At 66.5% G+C, this 20,087-nt stretch carries 29 protein-coding genes; 8 read left to right on the top strand and 21 right to left on the bottom strand.

What is annotated here, in order from left to right:
• Positions 1 to 26 precede the first annotated feature (26 nt).
• Genes ACLIIZ_RS19660 through ACLIIZ_RS19645 form a run of 4 tightly spaced genes read right to left on the bottom strand, consistent with a single transcriptional unit; the run spans position 27 to position 2,023 of the window.
• Entirely contained in the window at positions 27 to 812 is a 786-nt protein-coding gene (locus tag ACLIIZ_RS19660) for a peptidylprolyl isomerase (protein ID WP_416695105.1), read from the bottom strand.
• 34 nt (positions 813 to 846) lie between these two features.
• Positions 847 to 1,116, bottom strand: coding sequence for a BolA family protein (locus tag ACLIIZ_RS19655; protein WP_416695103.1), 270 nt, complete (start codon positions 1,114 to 1,116; stop codon positions 847 to 849).
• A complete protein-coding gene (locus ACLIIZ_RS19650; RefSeq protein WP_416695140.1) occupies positions 1,113 to 1,415 on the bottom strand; it encodes a YciI family protein in 303 nt (100 codons plus the stop codon). Before ACLIIZ_RS19650 ends, ACLIIZ_RS19655 begins: the two co-directional genes overlap by 4 nt.
• A complete protein-coding gene (locus ACLIIZ_RS19645) occupies positions 1,415 to 2,023 on the bottom strand; it encodes a septation protein A (protein WP_416695101.1) in 609 nt (202 codons plus the stop codon). The genes ACLIIZ_RS19650 and ACLIIZ_RS19645 overlap by 1 nt, the downstream gene beginning before the upstream one ends.
• A 49-nt stretch (positions 2,024 to 2,072) precedes the next feature.
• On the opposite strand from ACLIIZ_RS19645, the gene ACLIIZ_RS19640 reads away from it, so the two are divergent.
• Complete coding sequence (locus ACLIIZ_RS19640) at positions 2,073 to 3,125, top strand: HD domain-containing phosphohydrolase (protein ID WP_416695099.1); 1,053 nt, start codon at positions 2,073 to 2,075, stop codon at positions 3,123 to 3,125.
• A gap of 23 nt (positions 3,126 to 3,148) precedes the next feature.
• On the top strand, positions 3,149 to 3,499 hold the full coding sequence (locus ACLIIZ_RS19635) for an Hpt domain-containing protein (RefSeq protein ID WP_416695096.1): 351 nt from the start codon (positions 3,149 to 3,151) through the stop codon (positions 3,497 to 3,499).
• On the opposite strand, the gene bioD is transcribed toward ACLIIZ_RS19635, so the two are convergent.
• From bioD to ACLIIZ_RS19605, 6 genes are all read right to left on the bottom strand, one after another.
• On the bottom strand, positions 3,488 to 4,150 hold the full coding sequence (gene bioD, locus ACLIIZ_RS19630) for a dethiobiotin synthase (protein WP_416695094.1): 663 nt from the start codon (positions 4,148 to 4,150) through the stop codon (positions 3,488 to 3,490). The two genes, ACLIIZ_RS19635 and bioD, sit on opposite strands and share 12 nt — an antisense overlap.
• Positions 4,147 to 4,908: a malonyl-ACP O-methyltransferase BioC gene (gene bioC, locus ACLIIZ_RS19625; protein WP_416695092.1), complete on the bottom strand. Its 762-nt coding sequence runs from the start codon at positions 4,906 to 4,908 to the stop codon at positions 4,147 to 4,149. The genes bioD and bioC overlap by 4 nt, the downstream gene beginning before the upstream one ends.
• Positions 4,892 to 5,614, bottom strand: coding sequence for an alpha/beta fold hydrolase (locus ACLIIZ_RS19620; RefSeq protein WP_416695090.1), 723 nt, complete (start codon positions 5,612 to 5,614; stop codon positions 4,892 to 4,894). The genes bioC and ACLIIZ_RS19620 overlap by 17 nt, the downstream gene beginning before the upstream one ends.
• A gap of 36 nt (positions 5,615 to 5,650) precedes the next feature.
• Positions 5,651 to 6,829: an 8-amino-7-oxononanoate synthase gene (bioF, locus tag ACLIIZ_RS19615; RefSeq protein ID WP_416695088.1), complete on the bottom strand. Its 1,179-nt coding sequence runs from the start codon at positions 6,827 to 6,829 to the stop codon at positions 5,651 to 5,653.
• Positions 6,826 to 7,611, bottom strand: coding sequence for a PhzF family phenazine biosynthesis protein (locus ACLIIZ_RS19610; protein WP_416695086.1), 786 nt, complete (start codon positions 7,609 to 7,611; stop codon positions 6,826 to 6,828). Before ACLIIZ_RS19610 ends, bioF begins: the two co-directional genes overlap by 4 nt.
• A 111-nt stretch (positions 7,612 to 7,722) precedes the next feature.
• Positions 7,723 to 7,914 carry a hypothetical protein gene (locus tag ACLIIZ_RS19605; protein ID WP_374327735.1) on the bottom strand — a complete coding sequence of 64 codons (192 nt, stop codon included), beginning with the start codon at positions 7,912 to 7,914 and terminating at the stop codon, positions 7,723 to 7,725.
• Positions 7,915 to 8,042: 128 nt separating this feature from the next.
• On the opposite strand from ACLIIZ_RS19605, the gene def reads away from it, so the two are divergent.
• Together def and ACLIIZ_RS19595 are read left to right on the top strand one after the other, a co-directional pair.
• Positions 8,043 to 8,567, top strand: a complete 525-nt coding sequence (gene def, locus ACLIIZ_RS19600; protein ID WP_416695084.1) for a peptide deformylase — start codon at positions 8,043 to 8,045, stop codon at positions 8,565 to 8,567.
• 17 nt (positions 8,568 to 8,584) lie between these two features.
• Positions 8,585 to 8,890, top strand: coding sequence for a DnaJ family domain-containing protein (locus ACLIIZ_RS19595; RefSeq protein ID WP_416695081.1), 306 nt, complete (start codon positions 8,585 to 8,587; stop codon positions 8,888 to 8,890).
• On the opposite strand, the gene ACLIIZ_RS19590 is transcribed toward ACLIIZ_RS19595, so the two are convergent.
• The 4 genes from ACLIIZ_RS19590 to ACLIIZ_RS19575 form a co-directional block, all read right to left on the bottom strand.
• Positions 8,887 to 9,234, bottom strand: a complete 348-nt coding sequence (locus ACLIIZ_RS19590) for a GlpM family protein (protein WP_416695078.1) — start codon at positions 9,232 to 9,234, stop codon at positions 8,887 to 8,889. The genes ACLIIZ_RS19595 and ACLIIZ_RS19590 overlap by 4 nt on opposite strands.
• A complete protein-coding gene (gene bioA, locus ACLIIZ_RS19585; protein WP_416695076.1) occupies positions 9,231 to 10,571 on the bottom strand; it encodes an adenosylmethionine--8-amino-7-oxononanoate transaminase in 1,341 nt (446 codons plus the stop codon). The genes ACLIIZ_RS19590 and bioA overlap by 4 nt, the downstream gene beginning before the upstream one ends.
• A 64-nt stretch (positions 10,572 to 10,635) precedes the next feature.
• A complete protein-coding gene (locus tag ACLIIZ_RS19580) occupies positions 10,636 to 11,808 on the bottom strand; it encodes a DUF2863 family protein (protein ID WP_416695073.1) in 1,173 nt (390 codons plus the stop codon).
• A gap of 30 nt (positions 11,809 to 11,838) precedes the next feature.
• On the bottom strand, positions 11,839 to 12,840 hold the full coding sequence (locus ACLIIZ_RS19575) for an AAA family ATPase (RefSeq protein WP_416695071.1): 1,002 nt from the start codon (positions 12,838 to 12,840) through the stop codon (positions 11,839 to 11,841).
• Between the two features lie 243 nt (positions 12,841 to 13,083).
• On the opposite strand from ACLIIZ_RS19575, the gene ACLIIZ_RS19570 reads away from it, so the two are divergent.
• From ACLIIZ_RS19570 to ACLIIZ_RS19555, 4 genes are read left to right on the top strand one after another with little or no spacing between them, the layout of a single operon-like run.
• The gene (locus ACLIIZ_RS19570) at positions 13,084 to 13,632 is read left to right on the top strand and encodes a YbhB/YbcL family Raf kinase inhibitor-like protein (protein WP_416695069.1); all 549 of its coding nucleotides are present in this window, start codon (positions 13,084 to 13,086) and stop codon (positions 13,630 to 13,632) included.
• A gap of 31 nt (positions 13,633 to 13,663) precedes the next feature.
• Positions 13,664 to 14,509 carry a helix-turn-helix transcriptional regulator gene (locus ACLIIZ_RS19565; protein ID WP_416695067.1) on the top strand — a complete coding sequence of 282 codons (846 nt, stop codon included), beginning with the start codon at positions 13,664 to 13,666 and terminating at the stop codon, positions 14,507 to 14,509.
• A complete protein-coding gene (gene yaaA / locus ACLIIZ_RS19560) occupies positions 14,503 to 15,276 on the top strand; it encodes a peroxide stress protein YaaA (protein WP_416695065.1) in 774 nt (257 codons plus the stop codon). The genes ACLIIZ_RS19565 and yaaA overlap by 7 nt, the downstream gene beginning before the upstream one ends.
• 58 nt (positions 15,277 to 15,334) lie before the next feature.
• Entirely contained in the window at positions 15,335 to 15,721 is a 387-nt protein-coding gene (locus ACLIIZ_RS19555; protein WP_416695062.1) for a hypothetical protein, read from the top strand.
• An 84-nt stretch (positions 15,722 to 15,805) separates the two neighbouring features.
• Here the strand turns inward: ACLIIZ_RS19555 and ACLIIZ_RS19550 are convergent, their stop codons facing one another.
• From ACLIIZ_RS19550 to ACLIIZ_RS19520, 7 genes are all read right to left on the bottom strand, one after another.
• Positions 15,806 to 16,483: an NUDIX hydrolase gene (locus ACLIIZ_RS19550; protein WP_416695058.1), complete on the bottom strand. Its 678-nt coding sequence runs from the start codon at positions 16,481 to 16,483 to the stop codon at positions 15,806 to 15,808.
• 12 nt (positions 16,484 to 16,495) lie between these two features.
• Entirely contained in the window at positions 16,496 to 16,759 is a 264-nt protein-coding gene (locus ACLIIZ_RS19545) for a Txe/YoeB family addiction module toxin (protein WP_416695056.1), read from the bottom strand.
• On the bottom strand, positions 16,756 to 16,998 hold the full coding sequence (locus tag ACLIIZ_RS19540; protein ID WP_416695053.1) for a type II toxin-antitoxin system Phd/YefM family antitoxin: 243 nt from the start codon (positions 16,996 to 16,998) through the stop codon (positions 16,756 to 16,758). Before ACLIIZ_RS19540 ends, ACLIIZ_RS19545 begins: the two co-directional genes overlap by 4 nt.
• A gap of 118 nt (positions 16,999 to 17,116) precedes the next feature.
• On the bottom strand, positions 17,117 to 17,710 hold the full coding sequence (locus ACLIIZ_RS19535; RefSeq protein WP_416695051.1) for an NAD(P)H-dependent oxidoreductase: 594 nt from the start codon (positions 17,708 to 17,710) through the stop codon (positions 17,117 to 17,119).
• A gap of 12 nt (positions 17,711 to 17,722) precedes the next feature.
• The gene (locus tag ACLIIZ_RS19530; RefSeq protein ID WP_416695137.1) at positions 17,723 to 18,073 is read right to left on the bottom strand and encodes a VOC family protein; all 351 of its coding nucleotides are present in this window, start codon (positions 18,071 to 18,073) and stop codon (positions 17,723 to 17,725) included.
• Between the two features lie 60 nt (positions 18,074 to 18,133).
• Positions 18,134 to 18,880 (bottom strand): SAM-dependent methyltransferase, encoded by a 747-nt coding sequence (locus ACLIIZ_RS19525; RefSeq protein ID WP_416695048.1) that lies wholly within the window; start codon positions 18,878 to 18,880, stop codon positions 18,134 to 18,136.
• Positions 18,881 to 18,923: 43 nt separating this feature from the next.
• Positions 18,924 to 19,730 carry a DUF2314 domain-containing protein gene (locus ACLIIZ_RS19520; protein ID WP_416695046.1) on the bottom strand — a complete coding sequence of 269 codons (807 nt, stop codon included), beginning with the start codon at positions 19,728 to 19,730 and terminating at the stop codon, positions 18,924 to 18,926.
• Positions 19,731 to 20,087 lie beyond the last annotated feature (357 nt).

Genomic DNA, 20,087 nt, shown 5'->3' with positions numbered 1-20,087 from the left:
GCGGGCTGGTCTGGCCTTGGGTGAGGTCAGTTGACCTTGGCCTTGGCGCGCAGGTCCTTGATCAGGCTTTCCACCTGCATCTGCGTCGCGCGTTGCTGCAGTTGCGGCTTGACCTGTTCGAACGGCGGCGGCGTCAGCGGGCGGCTGTCTTCGAGCTGGATGACGTGGAAGCCGTAGTCGGTCTTCACCGGCGTCTTGGTGTATTCGCCCTTCTTCAGCGTCGTCAGGGTGTCGCCGAAAGGCTTGACGTAGGCGGTCGGGGCGCTCCATTCGAGTTCGCCGCCCTTGTCCTTGGAACCGGGGTCCAGCGACTGCTTGGCCAGGGTGGCGAATTTCTCGCCCTTGTCCAGCTTGGCGATGATCGCCTTGGCGTCGTCTTCCTTTTCGACCAGGATGTGGCGCGCCTTGTACTCGGTGCTGCCGAGCGACTTCTTCAATTGCTCGTAGTCGGACTTCAACTGGGCGTCGCTGACCGGATGGCTGCGCACGTAGTCGCCCATGAAGGAGCGGATCAGCACGGCCTGGCGGGCCAGTTCCATCTGGCCGCGGACTTCCGGCTTCTTGTCGAGGCCCTTCTTGGCGGCTTCCTGCGAGAGTAGTTCGCGGCGGATCAGTTCTTCCCTGATCGCGTTCTTGAGTTCGGGCGAATCCGGGGCGCCCTGCGCCTTTTGCTCGGCAAGGAAGGCGTCGTACACGGTTTGCGGGATGGCCTTGCCGTTGACCGTGGCGTAGGCCTTGCTCTGGGCGAAGGCGGGTGCGGAGATGAGGCTGCCGGCAACCAGCAGTGCAGCCAGGGAGCTGAGTTTGAACATGGGGATGGGGTCCTGGGGGTGGTTGGTACGAAAGTCAGACTTCTTCGGGGGCCAGTGCGCGTATGGCCAGCGCGTGGATCCGGTGGTGCATCAAGTCACCTGCGGCATCGTACACCAGACGATGACGAACGAGTGTCTTTTTGCCGGAAAAAGCCGCTGCCACGATGTCGACGCGGAAATGCGCGCCGCCGCCGGCACCGGCGTGGCCGGCGTGGCGGTGCGATTCGTCGGCGATGGTCAGCGATTGCGGCGCCAGTGCCGCCAGGCGTTCGCGCAGCAGGGCGAGGGTGGCTTCGTGGCTCACGCCGGCAGTGCCTTCTTGAACGGCTTGACGGTGACCTTTTCGTAGACGCCGGCGGCGATGTAGGGGTCGGCATCGGCCCAGGTGCGGGCGGCGTCGAGCGAGGCGAATTCGGCGACGATCAGGCTGCCGCTGAAACCGGCGGCGCCGGGGTCGGGCGCGTCGATCGCCGGGCAGGGACCGGCCAGCAGCAGGCGACCTTCGGCCTGCAGCGCCTGCAGGCGGGCGAGGTGCTCGGGGCGGGCGGCGAGGCGTTGTTCCAGGCTGCCGGGGCGGTCTTCGCCGACGATCATGTACAGCATCATTTTTCTTCCTCGATGTACTTCGACAGCAGCGCGCCCTGCGCGACGATGAAGACGAGCATCAGGCCCATGCCGCCGAAGAGTTTGAAATCGACCCAGATATCGGTCGGGAAATTGAAGGCGACGATCAGGTTGAGCACGCCCATGAGCAGGAAGAAGCCGATCCACGCGAAGTTGAGCCGCCGCCAGACGGCGTCCGGCAACTTCATCTGCTCGCCGAGCATGGCCTGGATCGCGTTCTTCTTCATGATCAGCGCGGCGAACAGCATGCTGCCGGCGAAGGCCCAGTAGAGCAGCGTCGGCTTCCACTTGATGAAGGCCTCGTTGCGGAAGATCAGCGTCATGCCGCCGAAGACGACGACCAGGCCGAGGCTGAGCCAGAGCATCTTGTCCACCTTGCCGTGGCGGAAATGCACCCAGGCGATCTGGGCAACGGTGGCGACGATGACGACGACGGTGGCGAGCAGGATCGGCGCCTTGTCGGGGGCGATGACGGCGCCGCCGAGCAGGCTGCCGACCCAGTCGGCGGCGGTTTCCGGATGGCCGCCAGCGTATTTGAAGGCGGCGAAAAAGAGGATGACCGGGAAGAGATCGAAGAGGAGTTTCATGGCGGCGCATTATATACTGCGCCGAGAAACGCAACGCTCGGGCAGACGAATGCACAAGGTACTGATCATCGACGACAGCGACATCAACCTGACGCTGATCAAGGCGCTGGTCCTCAAGCTCGGGGATTGCGAACCGATCCTTTTCGAGCGCCCGCTGGAAGCGCTCGAATGGTGTCGCGACAACGTGCCCGACCTGGTCATCGTCGATTACATGATGCCGGACATGGACGGCCTGCGTTTCATCGCCGCCTTCCGCGCGCTGCATGGGCGGACCGAGATCCCGGTGTTGATGATCACCGCCAATGACCAGAAGGACATCCGTTACGAAGCGCTGCTCGGCGGCGCCAACGATTTCCTGACCAAGCCGATCGACCGCATCGAATTCTCGGCCCGTTCGCGCAACATGCTGGCCTTGCGCACTGGCCAGAAATTCCTCGCCGATCGCGCCGCCTATCTGGCCGAAAAGGTCGAGGAACGTACCCGGGAAATCCGCGAGCGCGAACGCGAGCTGATCTTCCGTATTTCGCGCGCCGCCGAATTCCGCGATCCCGAAACCGGTGCCCATATCCAGCGTATGGCGCACTACTCGGAAATCATCGCCCGCGGGCTCGACCTTGACGATGCCAGTTGTCGGCTGCTGCTGAAGGCGGCGCCGATGCACGATGTCGGCAAGATTGGCATTCCCGACTACATCCTGCTCAAACCCGGCCGTCTGACGCCGCAGGAGTTCGAAGTCATGAAACGGCACGCCGAACTGGGCTATGAGTTGCTCAAAGACAGCGGATCGGAAATCCTGCAGGCGGGCGCCGAAATCGCCCTTTCCCACCATGAAAAATATGACGGGAGCGGCTATCCTAAAGGACTCAAGGGGCACGCCATCCCGTTGTTCGGTCGTATCGTCGCCGTCGCCGACGTCTTCGATGCGCTGACCTCGGAACGCCCATACAAGAAAGCCTGGTCGCTGGACGATGCGTTGCGTTTCCTCGAAAACGGGCGTGGCGCGCACTTCGATCCCCTCTGCGTCGAAGCTTTGCTGGCCGGTTGGGAGGAAGTGCTCGAAGTGCGGCAACGCTTCCATGACGAGGAAATGCCGCTGATCTGATACAGCGTCGAATGGAGACTGCAATGACCACCACCCCACCCTTCGCCATCGACAAGCCGGCAATCATGGAGCGTCTGGGCGGTGATCGGGACATCTACGCGATGATGATCGACATCTTCCTGCAGGACGTCGAGCACAATTGCAGCAACCTGTTGGCGGCCAGTCTCTCCGGCAGCGCCGAATTACTGGTGCGCGAGGCGCATACGGTCAAGGGTTTGCTGGCGACGATGTCCGACGACCATGGCGCCGAACTGGCGTTGGCGCTGGAAATGCAGGCCCGCCAGGGTGTGATGGACGGTGCCGAGGCCAAGGCGCAGGGCATCGTCGCGCGGATCAACGAAGTCGCCGCGGTGCTGCGCGTCTCAGAACGGTAGTTCGAGCTGGCTGGCAGCGTTGTCGACCTTGCCCGTCTCATCCCAGGAGACGACCCCCAGCCTTGGCGCCAGCAGCAGTTCGCTCAGCGTCGCCAGATTTTCTTCCAGGTAAGGCATCGGCGGCGCCAGGCAGTTCGCCACCCAGCCGGCGATGACCAGGCCGCGCGCGGCAACCGCTTCGGCGGTGAGCAGCGCGTGGTTGAGGCAGCCGAGCCGCATGCCGACGACCAGGATCACCGGCAGCCGCAGTTGCGCGGCGAGATCGGCGCCGTTGCGGTCGAGTCCGAAGGGTACGCAGAAGCCCCCGGCGCCTTCGACGACGACGAAATCCGCCGCCTGGCGGGCGCTCGCCACGGTGCTGGCGATGCGCGTGAAATCGATATCGACGCCGGCTTCGGCGGCGGCGATGTGGGGCGCGATGGCGGGCGCGAAACAATAGGGATTGACCACCTCGTCCGGCAACTGGACGCTGCTTGCGGCGCGCAGGCGCTGCACGTCGTCGTTGTGGCCGGCGGCGTCGGTGCCGGCGGCGACCGGCTTGAGGCCGACCGCCGACAGCCCGGCGCGGCGGGCGCGGTGGAGCAGGGCGCAGGCGATGTGGGTCTTGCCGACATCGGTGTCGGTGCCGGTGAGGAAGTAGGCTGAACTCATGTTTGGGCGTGGATCAGGATGACATCGTAGGTGAGCGGCAGGCCGTCCGGCTGGCGCAAGGTTTCCCAGGCGGCGGTCAGGCGGGCGAAGGCGTTGCGGCTCATCAGTCCGCTGCGCCGGCCGGCGCCCAACTGGTTGGCGCCGACCGCCTTGACCGCCCGCAGCAGCGCGCGCAGATCCGGGTAGAAGGCGGTTTCCATGTGGCTGGCGCAGTCGACCGCGGTGAAACCGGCGGCGCCGGCGAGCGCGGCGAGCTGTTCGGCATCGTGGAAATGCAGCGTGTGCCGGTAGGCGTCGACGTCGCGGAAGGCGCTGCGCATCTCGTGGAAGGTCGCCGGGCCGAGCGTCGCCAGCGCCAGCCGGCCCCCCGGACGCAGCACGCGACGGGCTTCGCCGAGGGCGCGGGTGGGGTCGCACCACTGCAAGGCCAGGCTCGACCAGTAGAGATCGATGCTGGCGCTGGCCAGCGGCAGGTGTTCGAGGTCGCCGGCGAGGCGTTGGCAAGCGCCGGGCAGGCGGCGCAGCATCGCCGTCGACAGGTCGAGGGCGACGATTTCGGCGGCCGGGTAGCGCGCCTGCAGCAGACCGCGCGCGGCGCCGGTGCCGCAGCCGGCGTCGAGCAGGCGGGCGGGCGCCGCGTCCGACATCCCGGCAGCGAGCCGGGCGCAGATGCGGCGCTGGACGTCGGCGGCGGCGTCGTAGGTGGCGGCGGCGCGTTCGAACGACTGGCGGATGCGCGCCTTAGGCGGCTGGCTCATCGAAGAAAGCGCGGGCGGTGGCGACGAAGTGTTCCGCTTGCGAGAGGAAGGGAGCGTGGGCGCAGCCGGCGAACAGTTCGAGACGGGCGCCGGGAATCAGCGCCGCCAGCGCGCGCGCCGCGGCGGGCGGCATCAGCGGGTCGGCATCGCCATGGATGAGCAGGGTCGGCGCCCGCACCCGGGCAGCGTCGGCGCGCAGGTCGACGTCGCGCAGCCAGGCCAGGCCGGCGGCGAGGACGAGCGGCGAGGGCAGCGGATCGGCCTGTTCGAGGATGCGGCGGCTGACTTCCTTGGCCTGCGCGTCGCCACGGTTGAAGCCGCCGACGAAGCGCGGCAGCATGCCGACCGGGTCGACGCCGACGGCGGCGCTGAAATCGGCCAGCGTCGCCGGCGGCATGGCGTCCGGCCAGCCGTCGCGCTGGACGAAGGAAGCGGTGCCGGCGACCAGCAGCAGCTTGCCGACCTTGTCCGGATGGCGGGCGGCGACGGCCAGCGCCAACTGGGCGCCGATCGACCAGCCGGCGAGCGTGCTGCCGGTCGCCAGGCGGGCGCCGATGGCGGCGACGGCGTGGTCGAAGTCGCCTTCCAGCGCTTCGTCGCGGTAACCGGGCAGATCGATGAATTGCCCGTGCAGCGCGTCGACCGCGGCCTGCAGCGGGCCACGGCCGAGACACCAGCCGGGCAGGAAAACGAGGGGAGCGTTCATCGCAACAGGCTCATCGGGGAAAGTCGGGCGGCGATTTTAACCCGCCGCCGCCTCGCGCAGCGCGCCGATCAGGGCAGCGACGTCGGCCTCGGTGTGCGCGGCGGAGAGCGAGATGCGCAAGCGTGCCGTACCTTTCGGCACGGTCGGCGGGCGGATCGCCGGCACCCACAGGCCGTTTTCCCAGAGCCGGCGGGCGAGCGCCAGTGCCGCCGCGTTGTCGCCGACGAGCAGCGGCTGAATCGCCGTCGGCGAGGCCGGCAGATGCCAGGGCAGGCCGGCCAGACCGTCGCGCAACTGGGCGATGCGGGCGAAAAGATTGGCGCGCAGCGCGTCGCCGGCGGCGATCAGGTCGAGGCTGGCGCTCAGCGCGCAGGCAACGGCCGGTGGCGCGGCGGTGGTGAAGATGTAGCTGCGCGCCTTGTTGCGCAGGTAGTCGATGGCCAGCGCCGAGCCGGCGACGAAGGCGCCGCCGACGCCGGCCGCCTTGCCGAGGGTGCCCATGAGCAGGATGCGCGGGTCGGCCGGCAGACCGAAGTGGGCCAGGCTGCCGCGCCCCTGCGGGCCGAGGACGCCGAAGCCGTGCGCGTCGTCGAGCACCAGCCAGGCGTCGTAACGCTCGGCCAAGGCGTGGAGCGCCGGCAGCGGGGCGAGGTCGCCGTCCATGCTGAACACGGTGTCGCTGACGATCAGCTTGGTCTGCGCCGGACTGGCGGCGAGCAGGCGCTCGAGCGCGGCGAGGTCGGCGTGCGGGTAACGCTGCGTCGTCGCGCCGTTGGCCTTGGCCAGTTGCATGGCGTCGATCAGCGAGGCGTGGTTGAGCTTGTCGGCGAACACCGCGTCGCCGCGCCCGGCCAGCGTCGGCGTCACCGCCAGGTTGGCGAGGTAGCCGGTGGCGAAAGTGAGGACGCCCGGAAAGCCGGTGAATTCGGCGAGCCGCTCGGCCAGTGCGGCGTGCGGCTGCAGGTGGCCGCTGACCAGGTGGGCGGCGCCGCTGCCGGCGCCCCAGGCCAGCGCGCCGTCGGCGAGGGCGCGGGCGAGGGCGGGATGGGCGGCGAGCCCGAGATAATCGTTGCTGGCGAAATTGATCCGTTGCCGGCCGTCGACCGTGACCACTCTGGCGCACGGTGATTCCAGCAGGCGGTGGAGGCGACCGAGATCGGCAGCGGCCAGTTCGGCAAGCTCTTGCGTCAGGCGCTGGTCGAGCGTGCGGCTCATCGCGTCAGCTCGATTTCACCCTGCAGGAAGGTGACCGCCCGGCCGGAGACGATCACCCGCTCGCCCTGCAGGCGGCAGCCGAGTTCGCCGCCGCGCCGCGACACCTGGCGTGCACTAAGTTCGTTTTTGCCAAGGCGGGCCGCCCAGTATGGCGTCAGTTCGCAGTGGGCGGAGCCGGTGACCGGGTCTTCGGCGATGCCGACCTTGGGGGCGAAGAAGCGGCTGACGAAATCGACGTCGCTGCCCGGTGCGGTGACCACCACGCCGCGCCGGTCGAGACGGCGGAAACAGGCGAAATCGGGCGCCAGCGCGCGGACGCTGGCCTCGTCGTCGAAAACCGCGATGTAGTCGTCGGCGGCGAGGATTGCCGTCGGTGTCGCGCCGAGCCCGGCGAGCAGCGCCGGCGGCGCCGGGCAGGGGCGCGGCGGCAGGGCCGGGAAATCCATCGCCAGTGCCGCGCCGGCGCGTTCGACGACCAGTTCGCCGCTGCGCGTGCGGAAGCGGATGCGCTCGCCGGCGTAGCCGAGAATGTTGAACAGGACGTGCGCCGAAGCCAGCGTGGCGTGGCCACAGAGGTCGATTTCGGTGGTCGGCGTGAACCAGCGTAGCGCGAAGCCGTCGCCGTCGGGGACGAAGAAGGCGGTCTCCGAAAGATTGTTCTCGTCGGCGATGGCCTGCAGCAAGCCGTCATCCGGCCAGGCGTCGAGCGGACAGACGGCCGCCGGATTGCCGGAAAAAGCCCTGCTGGCAAAGGCATCGACCTGATATAGCCGGATTTTCACGTTACCCCCTGTTTGATTCGCCATTGCTCCAGCATTGCTGGACGCAGGGCGAACTTTAACAAAGTCAGGGGGGCGGCGTTGCCTTTCCGGTTCGGCGGCCGGCGCCGCCGCTCAGGCCGCCAGCGGCTGCAGGGCGCGTTGTGAAACGATGAAGCGGCGGCGGGCGCCGCTGCCGATCTCGCTTTCGACTTCCCACATGGCGAGGCCCTTGACCACCGCCACCTGTTCGATGGCTACAACGACCGCGCCGATTTTGGTACAAAGATAACGGGCGCCACGTTCAATGCTTGCTTTCACTTTCATCGGCAATGTCTCCGTGTTCGTTGGGAAACGTCATCGTAACGGGAATGTCACGGAGGTGAACAGGTTTTGCTGGGCGTAATCTTTCGATTTTTTCGGAAACGGCCGACTGGCCGTCGATGGCGGGAAAAATGGCGGTAAGAAAAATTCTGCGGATGGGCGATCCGCTGCTCTGGGAAGTGGCCAGGCCGGTGACGGCGTTCGGTACGCCGATGCTGCGTCAACTGATCGACGACATGTTCGAGACGATGCAGGCGGCCGGTGGCGTCGGCATCTCCGCGCCGCAGATCGGCGCAAGCCTGCAGGTGGTGATCTTCGGCTTCGAGGCCAGCGCGCGTTACCCGGAGGCGCCGCCGGTGCCGCTGACCGTCCTGATCAATCCCCGGATCACGCCGCTCGACGAGGCCGAGGAAAGCGGCTGGGAAGGCTGCCTGTCGGTACCGGGAATGCGCGGCGAAGTGGCGCGCTGGCAGCGCATCCGCTACCAGGGGCACGACCCCGACGGGCAGCCGATCGACCGGGTCGCCGAAGGCTTTCATGCGCGGGTGGTGCAGCACGAATGCGATCACCTGATCGGTCGCCTCTATCCGTCGCGGATTCGCGATTTCACGCGCTTCGGCTTTACCGACGTGCTGTTTCCCGAACTCGTCGCCTGAACCCCTGGCTAGCGCGCATGGCCGGAATTTTCGAACAGCTCGCCGAACGGCGCATCAGCGAGGCGCTGGCGCGCGGCGATCTCGACCACCTGCCGGGGGCCGGCAAGCCGCTGGTTTTCGACGACGAGCCCTTGCTCTCGCCCGAGCAGCGCATGGTCAACCGGATTCTGAAGAACGCCGGCTTTACGCCGCGCGAGGTGCTGCTGCGCCGGGAAATCGCCGCCTTGCGCCAGGCGGTCGAGGCTTTGCCGGCGGGCGCCGAACGCGACGAAAAGCGGCGCGAACTCCTGCTGCTGGTCCAGGTTGCCGAGAGCAGGACTTAGGCGCTGCCGTACACGCGCATCCAGACGACGAGCAGCAGCGCTGCCGCGACGACCCAGGCCAGGGTGGCGCTGATCAGCGTCGGCGCCAGCGCCAGGCGGGCGCTCAGCCAGTACACGGCGAGCAGGTAGACAGCGTAGGGGATCAGCGACCAGAGGCCGAACAGCGCCGTGGTGCGCAGATCGGTCATGCCGCGTTCGGCGCCGACGATGGCGTGGGCGATCAGCGCGAAGGTCGGAAAGAGCGGCACCAGGCCGGCGATGTAGAAGCTCTTCGAGCGCGAGAGGAGCGCGATGATCAGCACCGCGCCGGCGCCGAGCAGGGATTTCAGGAACAGGGCGATCATCGTAGCGCCGCCTCCAGTGCGTCGGCGGCGGCCCGGCCGAGCAGCGCGATCTCGTCGTCGCCGACGACGTAGGGCGGCATCAGGTAGACGGTGTTGCCGATTGGTCGCAGCAGCGCGCCGGCCTCCAGCGCGGCACGGTAGAAGCGGCGCGAGAAATGCGGGTCGTCGGTGAGTACGTCGAAAGCGGCGATCATGCCGCGCTGGCGCAGGTGGGCAACTTGCGGATGGGCGGCGAGCGGTGCCAATGCGGCGCCGATCTTCTGCGCTTTCACGCGGTTGGCGGCCAGCACGTCATCCTGCGCGAAGATGTCCAGCGTTGCCAGCGCCGCCCGGCAGGCGAGCGGGTTGCCAGTGTAGGAATGCGAGTGCAGGAAGGCGCGCGCCACCGTGTCGTCGAGGAAGGCGGCGTAGATCGTGTCGCTGCACAGCACCACCGAGAGCGGCAGGTAGCCGCCGGAAATGCCCTTGGAGAGGCTGATCAGGTCGGGGCGAATCTCCGCTTGTTCATGCGCGAAGAAGGTGCCGGTACGGCCGCAGCCGACGGCGATCTCGTCGCAGATCAGGTGCACTTCGTGCTGGTCGCACAACTGGCGGGCGAGGCGCAGGTATTCCGGGTCGGACATCGCCATGCCGGCGGCGCCCTGGACCAGCGGCTCGACGATCAGCGCGGCGGTGCGTTCGCCGTTTTTCTCCAGCCAGTCGGCAAGGCCGGCGGCGGCGCGGCGGGCGACGTCGGCCGGGGTTTCGCCGGCTTCGGCCAGGCGGAAGTCGGGCGCGGGTAGGACGTGCGCGGCGTGGCGCACGAGCGGCGCGTAGGCGTCCTTGAAGATGGCGACGTCGGTGACCGCCAGCGCGCCCACCGTTTCGCCGTGGTAGCTGCCGGCGAGGCAGAGGAATTCCGCCTTCTCCGGGCGGCCGACGTTGCGCCAGTAGTGGAAGCTCATCTTCAGCGCGATTTCGGTCGCCGAGGCGCCGTCGGACGCGTAGAAGGCGTGGCCGAGCGTACCGCCGGTCAGATCGCTCAAGCGTTCGGACAGTTCGACCACCGGCCGGTGCGTGAAGCCGGCCAGCATGACGTGCTCAAGGGTTTCCAGTTGCTCGCGCAGCGCCGCGTTGATGCGCGGCTCGGCGTGGCCGAACAGGTTGGTCCACCACGAGCTGATCCCGTCGAGGTAGCGCTTGCCGTCGAAATCGTACAGCCACGGCCCCGCGCCGCGGGCGATCGGCACCAGCGGCAGGTGCGCCGGCGACGCCTGGTCGGCGTGGTGGCGCATCTGCGTGCACGGGTGCCAGACGGCAGCCTGGCTGCGCGCCAGCCAGTCGGCGTTGCCGCTCACCGTAGTGGCGCGCGGCGCGATTGCCGCGCTATGGAAGGAGGAAGGGGCCGGGCGGGCGCGCGCATCAGTGCAGGTGCTGCGAACCGCTCGACGGCTGTTCCGGCATTTCGGCGTGCACCAGTTCGCCGTCGATGTTGGGGAACATCGGCGCGCCGCAGTCGTCGCAGAACTCCATCGGGAAGTGGTGGTCGAGGAAGCGCACTTCCTTGACCCCGGCTTCGCGCAGCGCCGCTTCGATCTCGCCGGCGCAGTCGGTGCTCTCGTCCTCGCCGCCGAGCAGCGGCCAGACAATGCCGTGGTAGACGGCGTCGCCGTCCTTGGGGCCGAGGCCGACGCGGTATTCCTCCATGCGCCGGTCGTAGCAGGGGCCGATGACGGCACGGATGGCGTCGGGCATCAGGCCAAGCGTGGTCTGCAGGAAGGCGATCGACGCCTTCACCGAGTACGGGCGCGAGCCGCGGTCGGCGTTGCGGCAGGCGGCGTGATAGGCGTCGGCGAGCAGCGGCTGCCAGGCGCAGCCGGCGAACAGCGGCTCCAGGCTGGGGCCGCCCTGGCGCGTCCATTCGCGCAACGCGTCTTCCTTGGCGCCATCCTTCTCGTTCCAGCGGAACAGCGCGCCGCCGCGCGGCACGGCGATGGCGCCGATCAGGTAGCGGACATCGGCGAGGAAGCGGTTGGTTTCCGGCAGGTGGGCGCTATCGACCGTCAGATTCGTGCCGGCCAGCGCCGCTTCGCCGAGTTCGCGGGTCAGTTGCCAGGTGTCGCAGAAGCTGCGCGGCAGTTGGTCCGGGCTGAACAGGAAATCGGCCAGCGCCAGCTTGTTGCCGGTGGCGAAGACATGCGCGCCGAGCTGCACGGTCAGCGTCTGCAGCGTGCTCTTGGGCAGCGGGCAGGCGGCGATCGAAAAGCGCGACCAGGCCAGTACCGGTGCCGCGAAGAGCAGGATGTCCCAGGCTGCGCCGTCGACTTCCAGGCGCGTCGTCTCGGCGCGCGACTCGACCATGTCGGCGAGTTCGTCGTGGGCGCTCGGGTTGGCTTCGAACAGGCGGTCGAGGGCGATGTTGATGTCGTCCTCGGCGCCGTTCTTCAGCAGTTCGTCGACGACGCCGGCCAGCTGGGCTTCCCAGTAGGCATCCTCGAGCTTGCCGCCGGATTCGGAAAGGCCGGTGGCCAGGCGCTGCAGTTCGGCGGCGTCGCGCGACAGGCGGTCGCGGGCGCCGAAGCGGGATCGTTTCATCGGTTTTCCAGAAAAGGCAAAGGTGGGATTTTACCCGCCTTGACCGGCTGCCGTCTTTTCCGGTGCGCTGAACAGCGAACGGAAATGGATTCTGCTGCCCGGCGCTTCGTCGGGCAGGGTATAGAGCACCGGCGTCATCAGTTCCTCGAAGATGCCGCGCAGGCTGCGCGCGCCGACCTTGTATTCGAGCGCCAGCTCGGCGATCTGGGCGAATACCGGCGGGTCGATGACGAGCTCGGCGCCCTCCAGGCGGAACAGTTCGCGGAACTGGCGATAGAGGCTGTCGGCGGGTTCCTGCATGATGCGCACGAAATCCTCGCGGCCGAGTGCGGTGAGGCGGGCGATGATCGGCAGGCGGCCGGTGAATTCCGGGATCAGGCCGTAGGCAAAGAGATCGGTCGGCTTGATGCGGCTGTTCAGGCGTTCGATGATGCGGCCGTCGTCGCTGTCCGAGGTGCCGATGAAACCGTAGGAGGTGCGGCCGGCCATGATCGCGTCGAGGCCGACGAAGGCGCCGCCGCAGATGAACAGGGTGTGCCGGGTGTCGATGGTGGCGCCGCCGGGCAGGTGGATCAGGCTGCCTTCCATGATCTTCAACAGCGCGTGCTGCACGGCGCGGCCGGCGCCGGCACGCTCCGGTTCGTCCGCGCTGGCCAGCTTGTCGATCTCGTCGATGAAGACGATGCCGCGCCCGGCGCGCTGCGGGTCGCCGCCGGCCTGTTCGAGCAGGCGCAGCATCAGCGCCGTCAGTTCGTCGCCGACGAAACGCGATTGCGACAGGGCGGTGGCGTCGGCGGTGACGAAGGGTAGCTTGAGGCCGCGCGCCAGCGTCTGGCAGAGCAGCGTCTTGCCGGTGCCGGTGGGGCCGATCAGCAGCACGTTGCTCTTGGTCTGCGCCAGTCCGCTGTCAGCGCCGTCGGCCAGCGCGAGCTTGCGGAAGTGGGTATAGACGGCGACGGCCAGCGTCTGCTTGGCCTCGTCCTGGCCGATCACGTAGCGGTCCAGGAAAGCGGTGATTGCGCGGGGTTTCATGGCGATATCCGGTTGGGCATGCAACTGCCAATGTAGCAGATGCTCAGGGCGGGGCGCCTCGGGGATTGCTGCAAAACCGGGTAATCCTTGCCGAGGTGCTCGGGCAGTCCGTGAATCCCGGCGCGGCGGGCGGTGCGGGCGTAGGCGATTGAGCGAATCGGGACAGTCCTTGCGCGCCGTGAAGCGGTCGCGTTGGTGCGGGCCGGGCAGACTGGAGTCTCCCCAACTCACCCGGAGCCCGCCGTGAAATCCGTTTGCCGCTTTGCCCTTGTTTCGCTGCTACTGTTCGCTGCCGGCCTGGTTCGCGCCGGCGAATTTCGCCTCGAAGTCGACGCCGGCACCGACGGCCGGCTGGCACCGCTGCATCAGGCCAACAGCTTCGGCTGTAGCGGCGGCAACGTCTCGCCGGCCTTGCGCTGGCACGACGCGCCGGCCGGTACCAAGAGCTTCGTCGTCACCATGTACGACCCCGATGCGCCGACCGGTTCCGGCTGGTGGCACTGGGTCGTTGCCAACCTGCCGGCGGCAACCGATCATCTCGCGGTCGGTGCCGGCAACCCCGGTGGCGCACTGCCCGCCAGCGCCCGCCCGGTTGCCGGCGACAACGGCGAAGCCGCCTACCTCGGCAGTTGCCCGCCGCCGGGGCCGGCGCATCGCTACGTGTTCACGGTCCATGCGCTGAAAGTCGAAAAACTCGATCTGCCCGCCAACGCGACGCCGGCGCTGGTCGGCTTCCACGCCTGGGCCAACGGCCTGGGCAAGGCCAGCGCGACTTTTACGGCGGCGCGTTAAGATTGCCGCATCATCAATTGCGGAGAAACGCATGACGCCGACCATCGCCCAGCGCCCCGGCGTTGCCGTTGCCGGCAGCATCGTCCAGCGCCAGCCGCTCCTGTTCCGCCGGCTGTGGATCGACCAGCCGACGCTGGTGCTGGTTGAAGCCGGCTACAAGGTGCTGCACGGCGCGGCCGGCACCTTTCGCGTCGAAGCCGGGCAGGCGGTGGCATTGGCCGGCGGCCAGGCTTTCGATGTCACCAATTACCTTGGCGCGGCGCCCGCCTATCGCGCCCGCTGGCTGGCATGGGAGCGCGGCCTGCTTGAGCAATGGCGGGCGCCGGCAGGCGCCCGGCCGCGGCCGGTGGTGCCGCTCGGTGCCGTCGTGCCGGCCTTCGCCGAGGCCTTCACGGCGCTGACGCAAGCGCTCGACGACCCGGCGCTGCCCGATGCGGTGGTCGGCCACCGTGCGCTGGAAATGCTCGTCTGGCTGGAAGGCGCCGGCAGCCTGCTCCTTGCCGAGACGCAGTTGGCGCCGCGGGTGCGCCGCCTGCTCGCCGGCGACCCGGCGCGCGAATGGCGTTCGCCCGAGGTTGCCGCCCAGTTCGCGATGAGCGAGGCCAGCCTGCGCCGCCATCTCGCCGCCGAGGACAGTTCGCTGTCGGAAATCCTGCTCGACGTGCGCATGTCCACGGCGCTGACCCTGCTGCAATCGACGGCCCAGCCGGTGACCCGCATCGCCGGCGAGGTCGGTTACCAGTCGCCGTCGCAGTTCGCGGTGCGCTTCCGCCGCCGCTTCGGCTGTTCGCCGACCGACATCCGCCGCGACCATCCGCGCGGCGGCGCCTCCGTTAAAATGGCCGGCATCGCCAATTCCGTCGTCCGTCCATGCTGATCTTCCTTTCCCCGGCCAAATCCCTCGACTACAAGACGCCGCCGCATGTCGCGACGTATACCCAGCCGGCTTTCCTCGACCGTTCGCAGACGCTGATTGAGCAGCTGCGCGCCCTGTCGCCGGCCGACATCGCCAATCTGATGGATTTGTCCGATCCGCTGGCGCTGCTCAACTACAACCGCTACGCCGACTGGTCCTTGCCGTTCACGCCGGACAACGCCAAGCAGGCCGTGCTCGCCTTCGACGGCGACGTCTACGACGGTCTGGCGGCGAAGACGCTCTCCGCCGCCGACCTCGACTTCGCCCAGCAGCACTTGCGCATCCTCTCCGGCCTTTACGGCATCCTCAAGCCGCTCGACCTGATGCAGCCTTACCGCCTGGAAATGGGGACCAGGTTCAAGAACCGCGCCGGCAAGGACCTCTACGCCTTCTGGGGCGAGACGCTACTCGACGCGATCAACGCCGAACTCGACGCCATGCCCCGCCCGGTCGCGGTCAACCTCGCGTCCGAGGAATATTTCAAGGCCGCGATCGGCCGCAAGTTCAAGGGCGAGCTGATCCAGCCGGTGTTCGAGGACTGGAAGAACGGCAAGTACAAGATCATCAGCTTCTACGCCAAACGCGCGCGCGGCCTGATGACGCGCTACGCCGTGCTCAACCGGCTGACCGACCCGGAAGGCCTCAAGGACTTCGACAGCGACGGCTACGCCTTCGCGCCGGAAGCTTCGGACGACAAAACCTGGGTATTCCGCCGCCGGCTGGATTGAGCCAAGAAAACGAGATGGGGAATCTGCCTGCTCATTGTGTGGTTTTTTGGAGTAATCCATGGGACATCCAAAGCCGAATACACCCTATACGCGCACTGAAATTCAGGCGATGTGCGGTGGCGAGTTGCAGACCTATCTGCCGCAAAGGAACAAGATCATCCTTGCCGGTTGCTTTACCTTGGAAAAGATGAATCCCGGCGCGCCACGAGAAATTCAAGTCGGAAGAGCTTCCAAAGTGATTGGAAAGGCCAATTTGCTTTCTCGGCAACCCGACACTCGATTTCCTGTCTTTGTGAAGCGAAGGCGTGTCGATACCAAATACTATTTCAAAGGTTATTTCCGATTCGAGAGCATTTCGCATTCGCCCGCGGTCATCGCAGATGCCGAGGCGCGCTCAGGAAGGCAGAACGAGCTTTCGTGTGTGATCGTGCTTAAGCCGGCTTGATTTGGCACATTGCTGCTTTTGGACTGTAGCTTTCCTTGTGTTTTTTCTGCGCACCGTAGCATTCTGGCGTTGCTGAATTCGATTTCAGCCCTTGGCGTTTAGCGCCCGGTCGGTCAGCGACAGGTTGCGGCTGTAGCACTCGCGCAGTCGGTACAACTGCGCCGGGCGGTGCGCCTTGCCGGTTTCCATGGCGCCGGCGACCGGTTCGACCATGTCCAGCTCTTCCATCTTGCGGCGGAAGCTGACCTTGTTGATCGGCTCGCCGAGGATGGCTTCATAGACCGCCTGCAACTGCGGCAGCGTGAAGCTGTCGCCGCACAGGTAAACCGGCAGCGACGAATAGCTGCTCTTGTTGCGCACCCGCTGCACTGCCGCCGCGACGATGTGCGCATGGTCAAAAGGCAGTTCGCCGACCTTGTCGACCGGCAGCAGCGTCACCTCCGGATGGCCGGCGCGCTCGATCAGCTCATGCGGCACCAGCGCGTAATAGGCCACCGACAGCGACCAGCCACGCGGATCGCGCTCCCGCCCGGAAAAGGTCGCCAACTGCTCCAGGTAGGGGCTGTCGATGCCCGTCTTCTCCCGCAACATGCGCGCCGCCGCCGCCTGCGTATCGCCATCCTCGGCCGCCCGGATGTAGCCACCGGGCAGCGCCGGTAAACCGGCAAACGGCGCATGGTCGCGCTTCAACAGCGCCACATGCAGGCGGCTGTCTTTCAGCGTCATCAGGACGACGTCGACGGTGCAGATGATGTCGTTCATGGGGCGAACCTGTTATTCATAATGCGACCACATGCGCAGCACGCGCACCGTCCGTTCTTCGGCAAACACCTCATACACCAGCCGATGCTGGATGTTGATGCGGCGCGAGTAGCAACCAGCCAAGTCGCCGACGAGCTTTTCATACGGTGGCGGGTTCTGGAATGGATCGGCGGCGAGGACGGCCAGCAGGTCTTTTGTCTTGTCCTTCAGTCCGGCCGCCGCCAGTTTTTTCGCGTCCTTCTGCGCGTGCCTGGCGTAGACCACGCGCCAGCTCACCAGTCCAGCTCCTCGCTGTTTTCTTCAAGCGGCTCGGCCATCCCTTCCTTGATCGACTCGCGCATGCCGGGTACGGAAAGCAGGTAGAGCGTTTCCTGAATTGCCGCCCAGTCCTCAGCAGCCAGAAGAACCGCGCTGGTCCGCTTGCCGGCGATGTGGATCGGCTGATGCGACTCGGCAGCCTGGTCGATCAGTCGATACAAGTTGGCGCGGGCCTCGCTGGCAGTCAGGGTGGTCATGATCGTTTTCCGATGGATAGTGCAAGGATGGTACGTTTTCGCGTACGTTATGTCCAGTCAGCTATCGCCACGGCTGCTTCCCCTCTTTGTGTCACACGACGCATACTGGGAGCACGCCTTAAATCCACTTGCCCAGCGCCCGCCGGATGCGCCCGCGAAAAGCCTCGACCCGCCCGGTGGACAGCTTCTCGGCCTGGTACAGCGACAGCATTTCAAAGCGGCAGGCCGGCGCGCAGGTGCCGAGGAGGGCGGTTTTCAGCACCCGTTTGACCGGCTGGCGCAGCAGCAGGCGGTCCACCCACCAGGGCGAGCCGAGCGAGGTGATCGCCAGCGCGTGGCGCAGCTGGTGCAACCGAGGGCGGATCGGGCCGAGGTCGCTGGCGTGGTCGTAGGCCACGCCGGGCGCCCAGACGCGGTCGAACCAGCCCTTCAGGATGGCGGGAAAGCCGAACCACCAGGTGGGGAAAACCAGCACCAGCGCGTCGGCTGCCAGCAGCCGCGCGATCTGCGCCTGCACGGCGGCGGCGTCAAAGGACGGCGCGTAATAGCTCTGCCGCTCGGCGGTCGTCAGCGCGGGCGGGAACTCCGTCGCGTAGAGGTCTTCAATCTCGACCGTGTGGCCGGCCTCGCCCAGCGCCTGGATGGCGGACTGCGCCAGCGCGTGGCAGAGGCTGTCGGTGACCGGGTGGGCGATGACGACGAGGCATTTCATGGCGGCAAAAGCTCAGCGTTGGGTGGGCGTGCAGATTTCGACGAGCGTGCCGTCCGGGCAGCGGACGAAGGCAACCAGTTGCCCCCAGGGCGTCCGTTTCGGCGCCGCCAGTTCGACCGCGCCGCAGGCCAGGGCTTGCCGGTGCACGGCCGCCACGTCATCGACGAAGAGGCCGATCTCGACGCCCAGCGGCCGCGCGCTTTCCTGGCCGGCAAGGTAGCCGCCGGGCAGCAAATCGGCCATCAGCGCGTGCGAGGCAAAGGCCAGCGCGGTCGCGCCGGTGTCCAGCTCGCCGTAACCCGCCGCCTCGTCCAGGAAGCTCGTCTTCAGCCCGAACGCCCGCTCGAAAAAAAAGCCAGCGATGCCTTGACGTCCTGCACGTAGACGATGGTGTATCCGAATTTCATGGGCAATTGATCCCGCTCAGCGCCGCATCAGCGCAAACACGCCCCAGCCGAGATATTCGCGGGTGTAGGTGGCGTAACGCACCGGTTCGCTGGTCAGTTGGGCGCGCACCTCGCCGGCCAGTTCGTCGTCGGGATTGGCCGCCAGCCAGCGGCGCATGGTCAGCCACTTGGCCGCCTCGTAGCGATCCCAACCATCCTGGTCGGCCAGCACCATTTCGACCACGTCGTAACCCAGTTCGCCGAAGGAGGCGAGCAGTTGCGGCAGGGTGAGGAAGTCGGCCAGCGAGCGGGCCAGGCAACCCTGCGCCACCGCTTCCGTCGGCGGCAACTGCCGCCAGTAGGGCTCGCCGATCAGGAAAAGGCCGCCCGGCCGCAGGCTGCGCGCCAGCAACTCCAACGTGCCGGCGACGCCGCCACCGATCCAGGTGGCGCCGACACAGGCAGCCACATCGACCGGCGCCTCGGCAACAAAGCCGGCCGCGTCGCCATGGATGAAGCGGACGCGCTCGGCAACGCCAAGCTCAACCGCCCGGCTCCTGGCCTGCTCGGTAAACAACTGGCTGAGATCGACGCCGGTGCCGGCAACGCCATGATCGCGCGCCCAGGTGCACAGCATTTCGCCCGAACCGCTACCCAGATCGAGCACCCGCGCCCCGGCCTCCAGTCGCAAGGCCGCGCCGAGCGTGGCGAGCTTGTCCGGGGTCATCGGGTTGTGAATGCGATGGGCGCTTTCGGTGATGTTGAAAATGCGGGGGATGTCCATGGGGATTGCCTTGTTGGCCTTGGCGGGAGAGGGGGGCGTCCTGCTAGATCGCCGCGTGCGCATTGATGTGGTCGGCGATCTCCGACCAGCCGATCTTCCGGGCAAGTTCCGCGGCAGTGTAGCCACTTGGCGTTCGGGCGGTGCAGTCCGCGCCAAACGATACAAGCAGCTTCACCACGCCGAGGTTGCCTGAAAGCGCTTCCTGATGGAGCAGAGTCCAGCCATCTTCATCAACAGTGCGGGCAATGCTCGGGTCGGCCTGCAATAGCGCTTCGATCTCAGGAATCATGTTTGCGCACATCGGATGATCTTTAAAACCCTCAGGCACTGACTGCGGTCCAGTGTCTTTGCCAAAAAGGCTGGCGATCAAACCGGCTTTGGGCTTGGACTTCTCCTTGATCTCAATCTGAACGTCGGTCGGGTCACCAAAATCGAGTCCCCACGCTTGGTCATGTTCATTGCGCTCCCTGCGGTTCATCTTCGAGCGCATCAGATTGACGGTGAACCCGCCGTAGGCGCGGCCGTCAGCCGTCATCATCCAATCTGTGAGGTGCCCGAAGGGAGCTGAAACAACGCAACCCTCCTGCACCGAGGTCAGGTAGTTCGGCGAGTTCAAGAGCGTGCCGCTCACGGAGTCGCCGTCGAAGTCGATGTCGCCGATCCACATCTGCTCGAATTCGGAATTGCCGTCTGCTTGCGGCCCGTCGGTAAAAGGCAGCTTGAGCAGAGTCATGTTCAGGGCGGGGACGATGCGCCGCCTCTCCCAAGAAAGCTCACGCCAGAAGTAGCGGAACGATGCTTGAGCGGCACGACACGCTTCCTGCATTTCGGGATCTTCGTTGTCAAACAAGAATGTTGGTTCGTTCATGGTGAGTGGATATTGGCCAGGCGAGATTGTAGGAAGTGACATCAAGCCCGGCATCGTGCCGTTATTCGAATGGAATATCAAGACCCGGTTTGAAGATGAGCACAGGAAGGCGTCGTGGCCCAATGTGCGGCAGGCCACTACAAATTACCGGAATTGTCGATCGGCATTACGGAAGCAACGAAGTCATGAGGTTGGGGGCTTTGGCAATGACTCAGGGCCTTTGCACTCGAACATCATAATGGTTGAATTCCGAGGATGCTGCGCATGATGGACTCGTCCCAATTGGCGAACTTGCGCTTCTGGCGCTTGCTGAGTTTCTTTTTGGTGAACGAAGGTTGT

The sequence above is a fragment of the Azonexus caeni genome, assembly GCF_048146105.1.
GTDB lineage: Bacteria > Pseudomonadota > Gammaproteobacteria > Burkholderiales > Rhodocyclaceae > Azonexus > Azonexus aromaticus_B.
The sequence above is the reverse complement of the archived record's forward strand: the minus strand, read 5'-3'. Positions and strand labels throughout refer to the sequence as shown.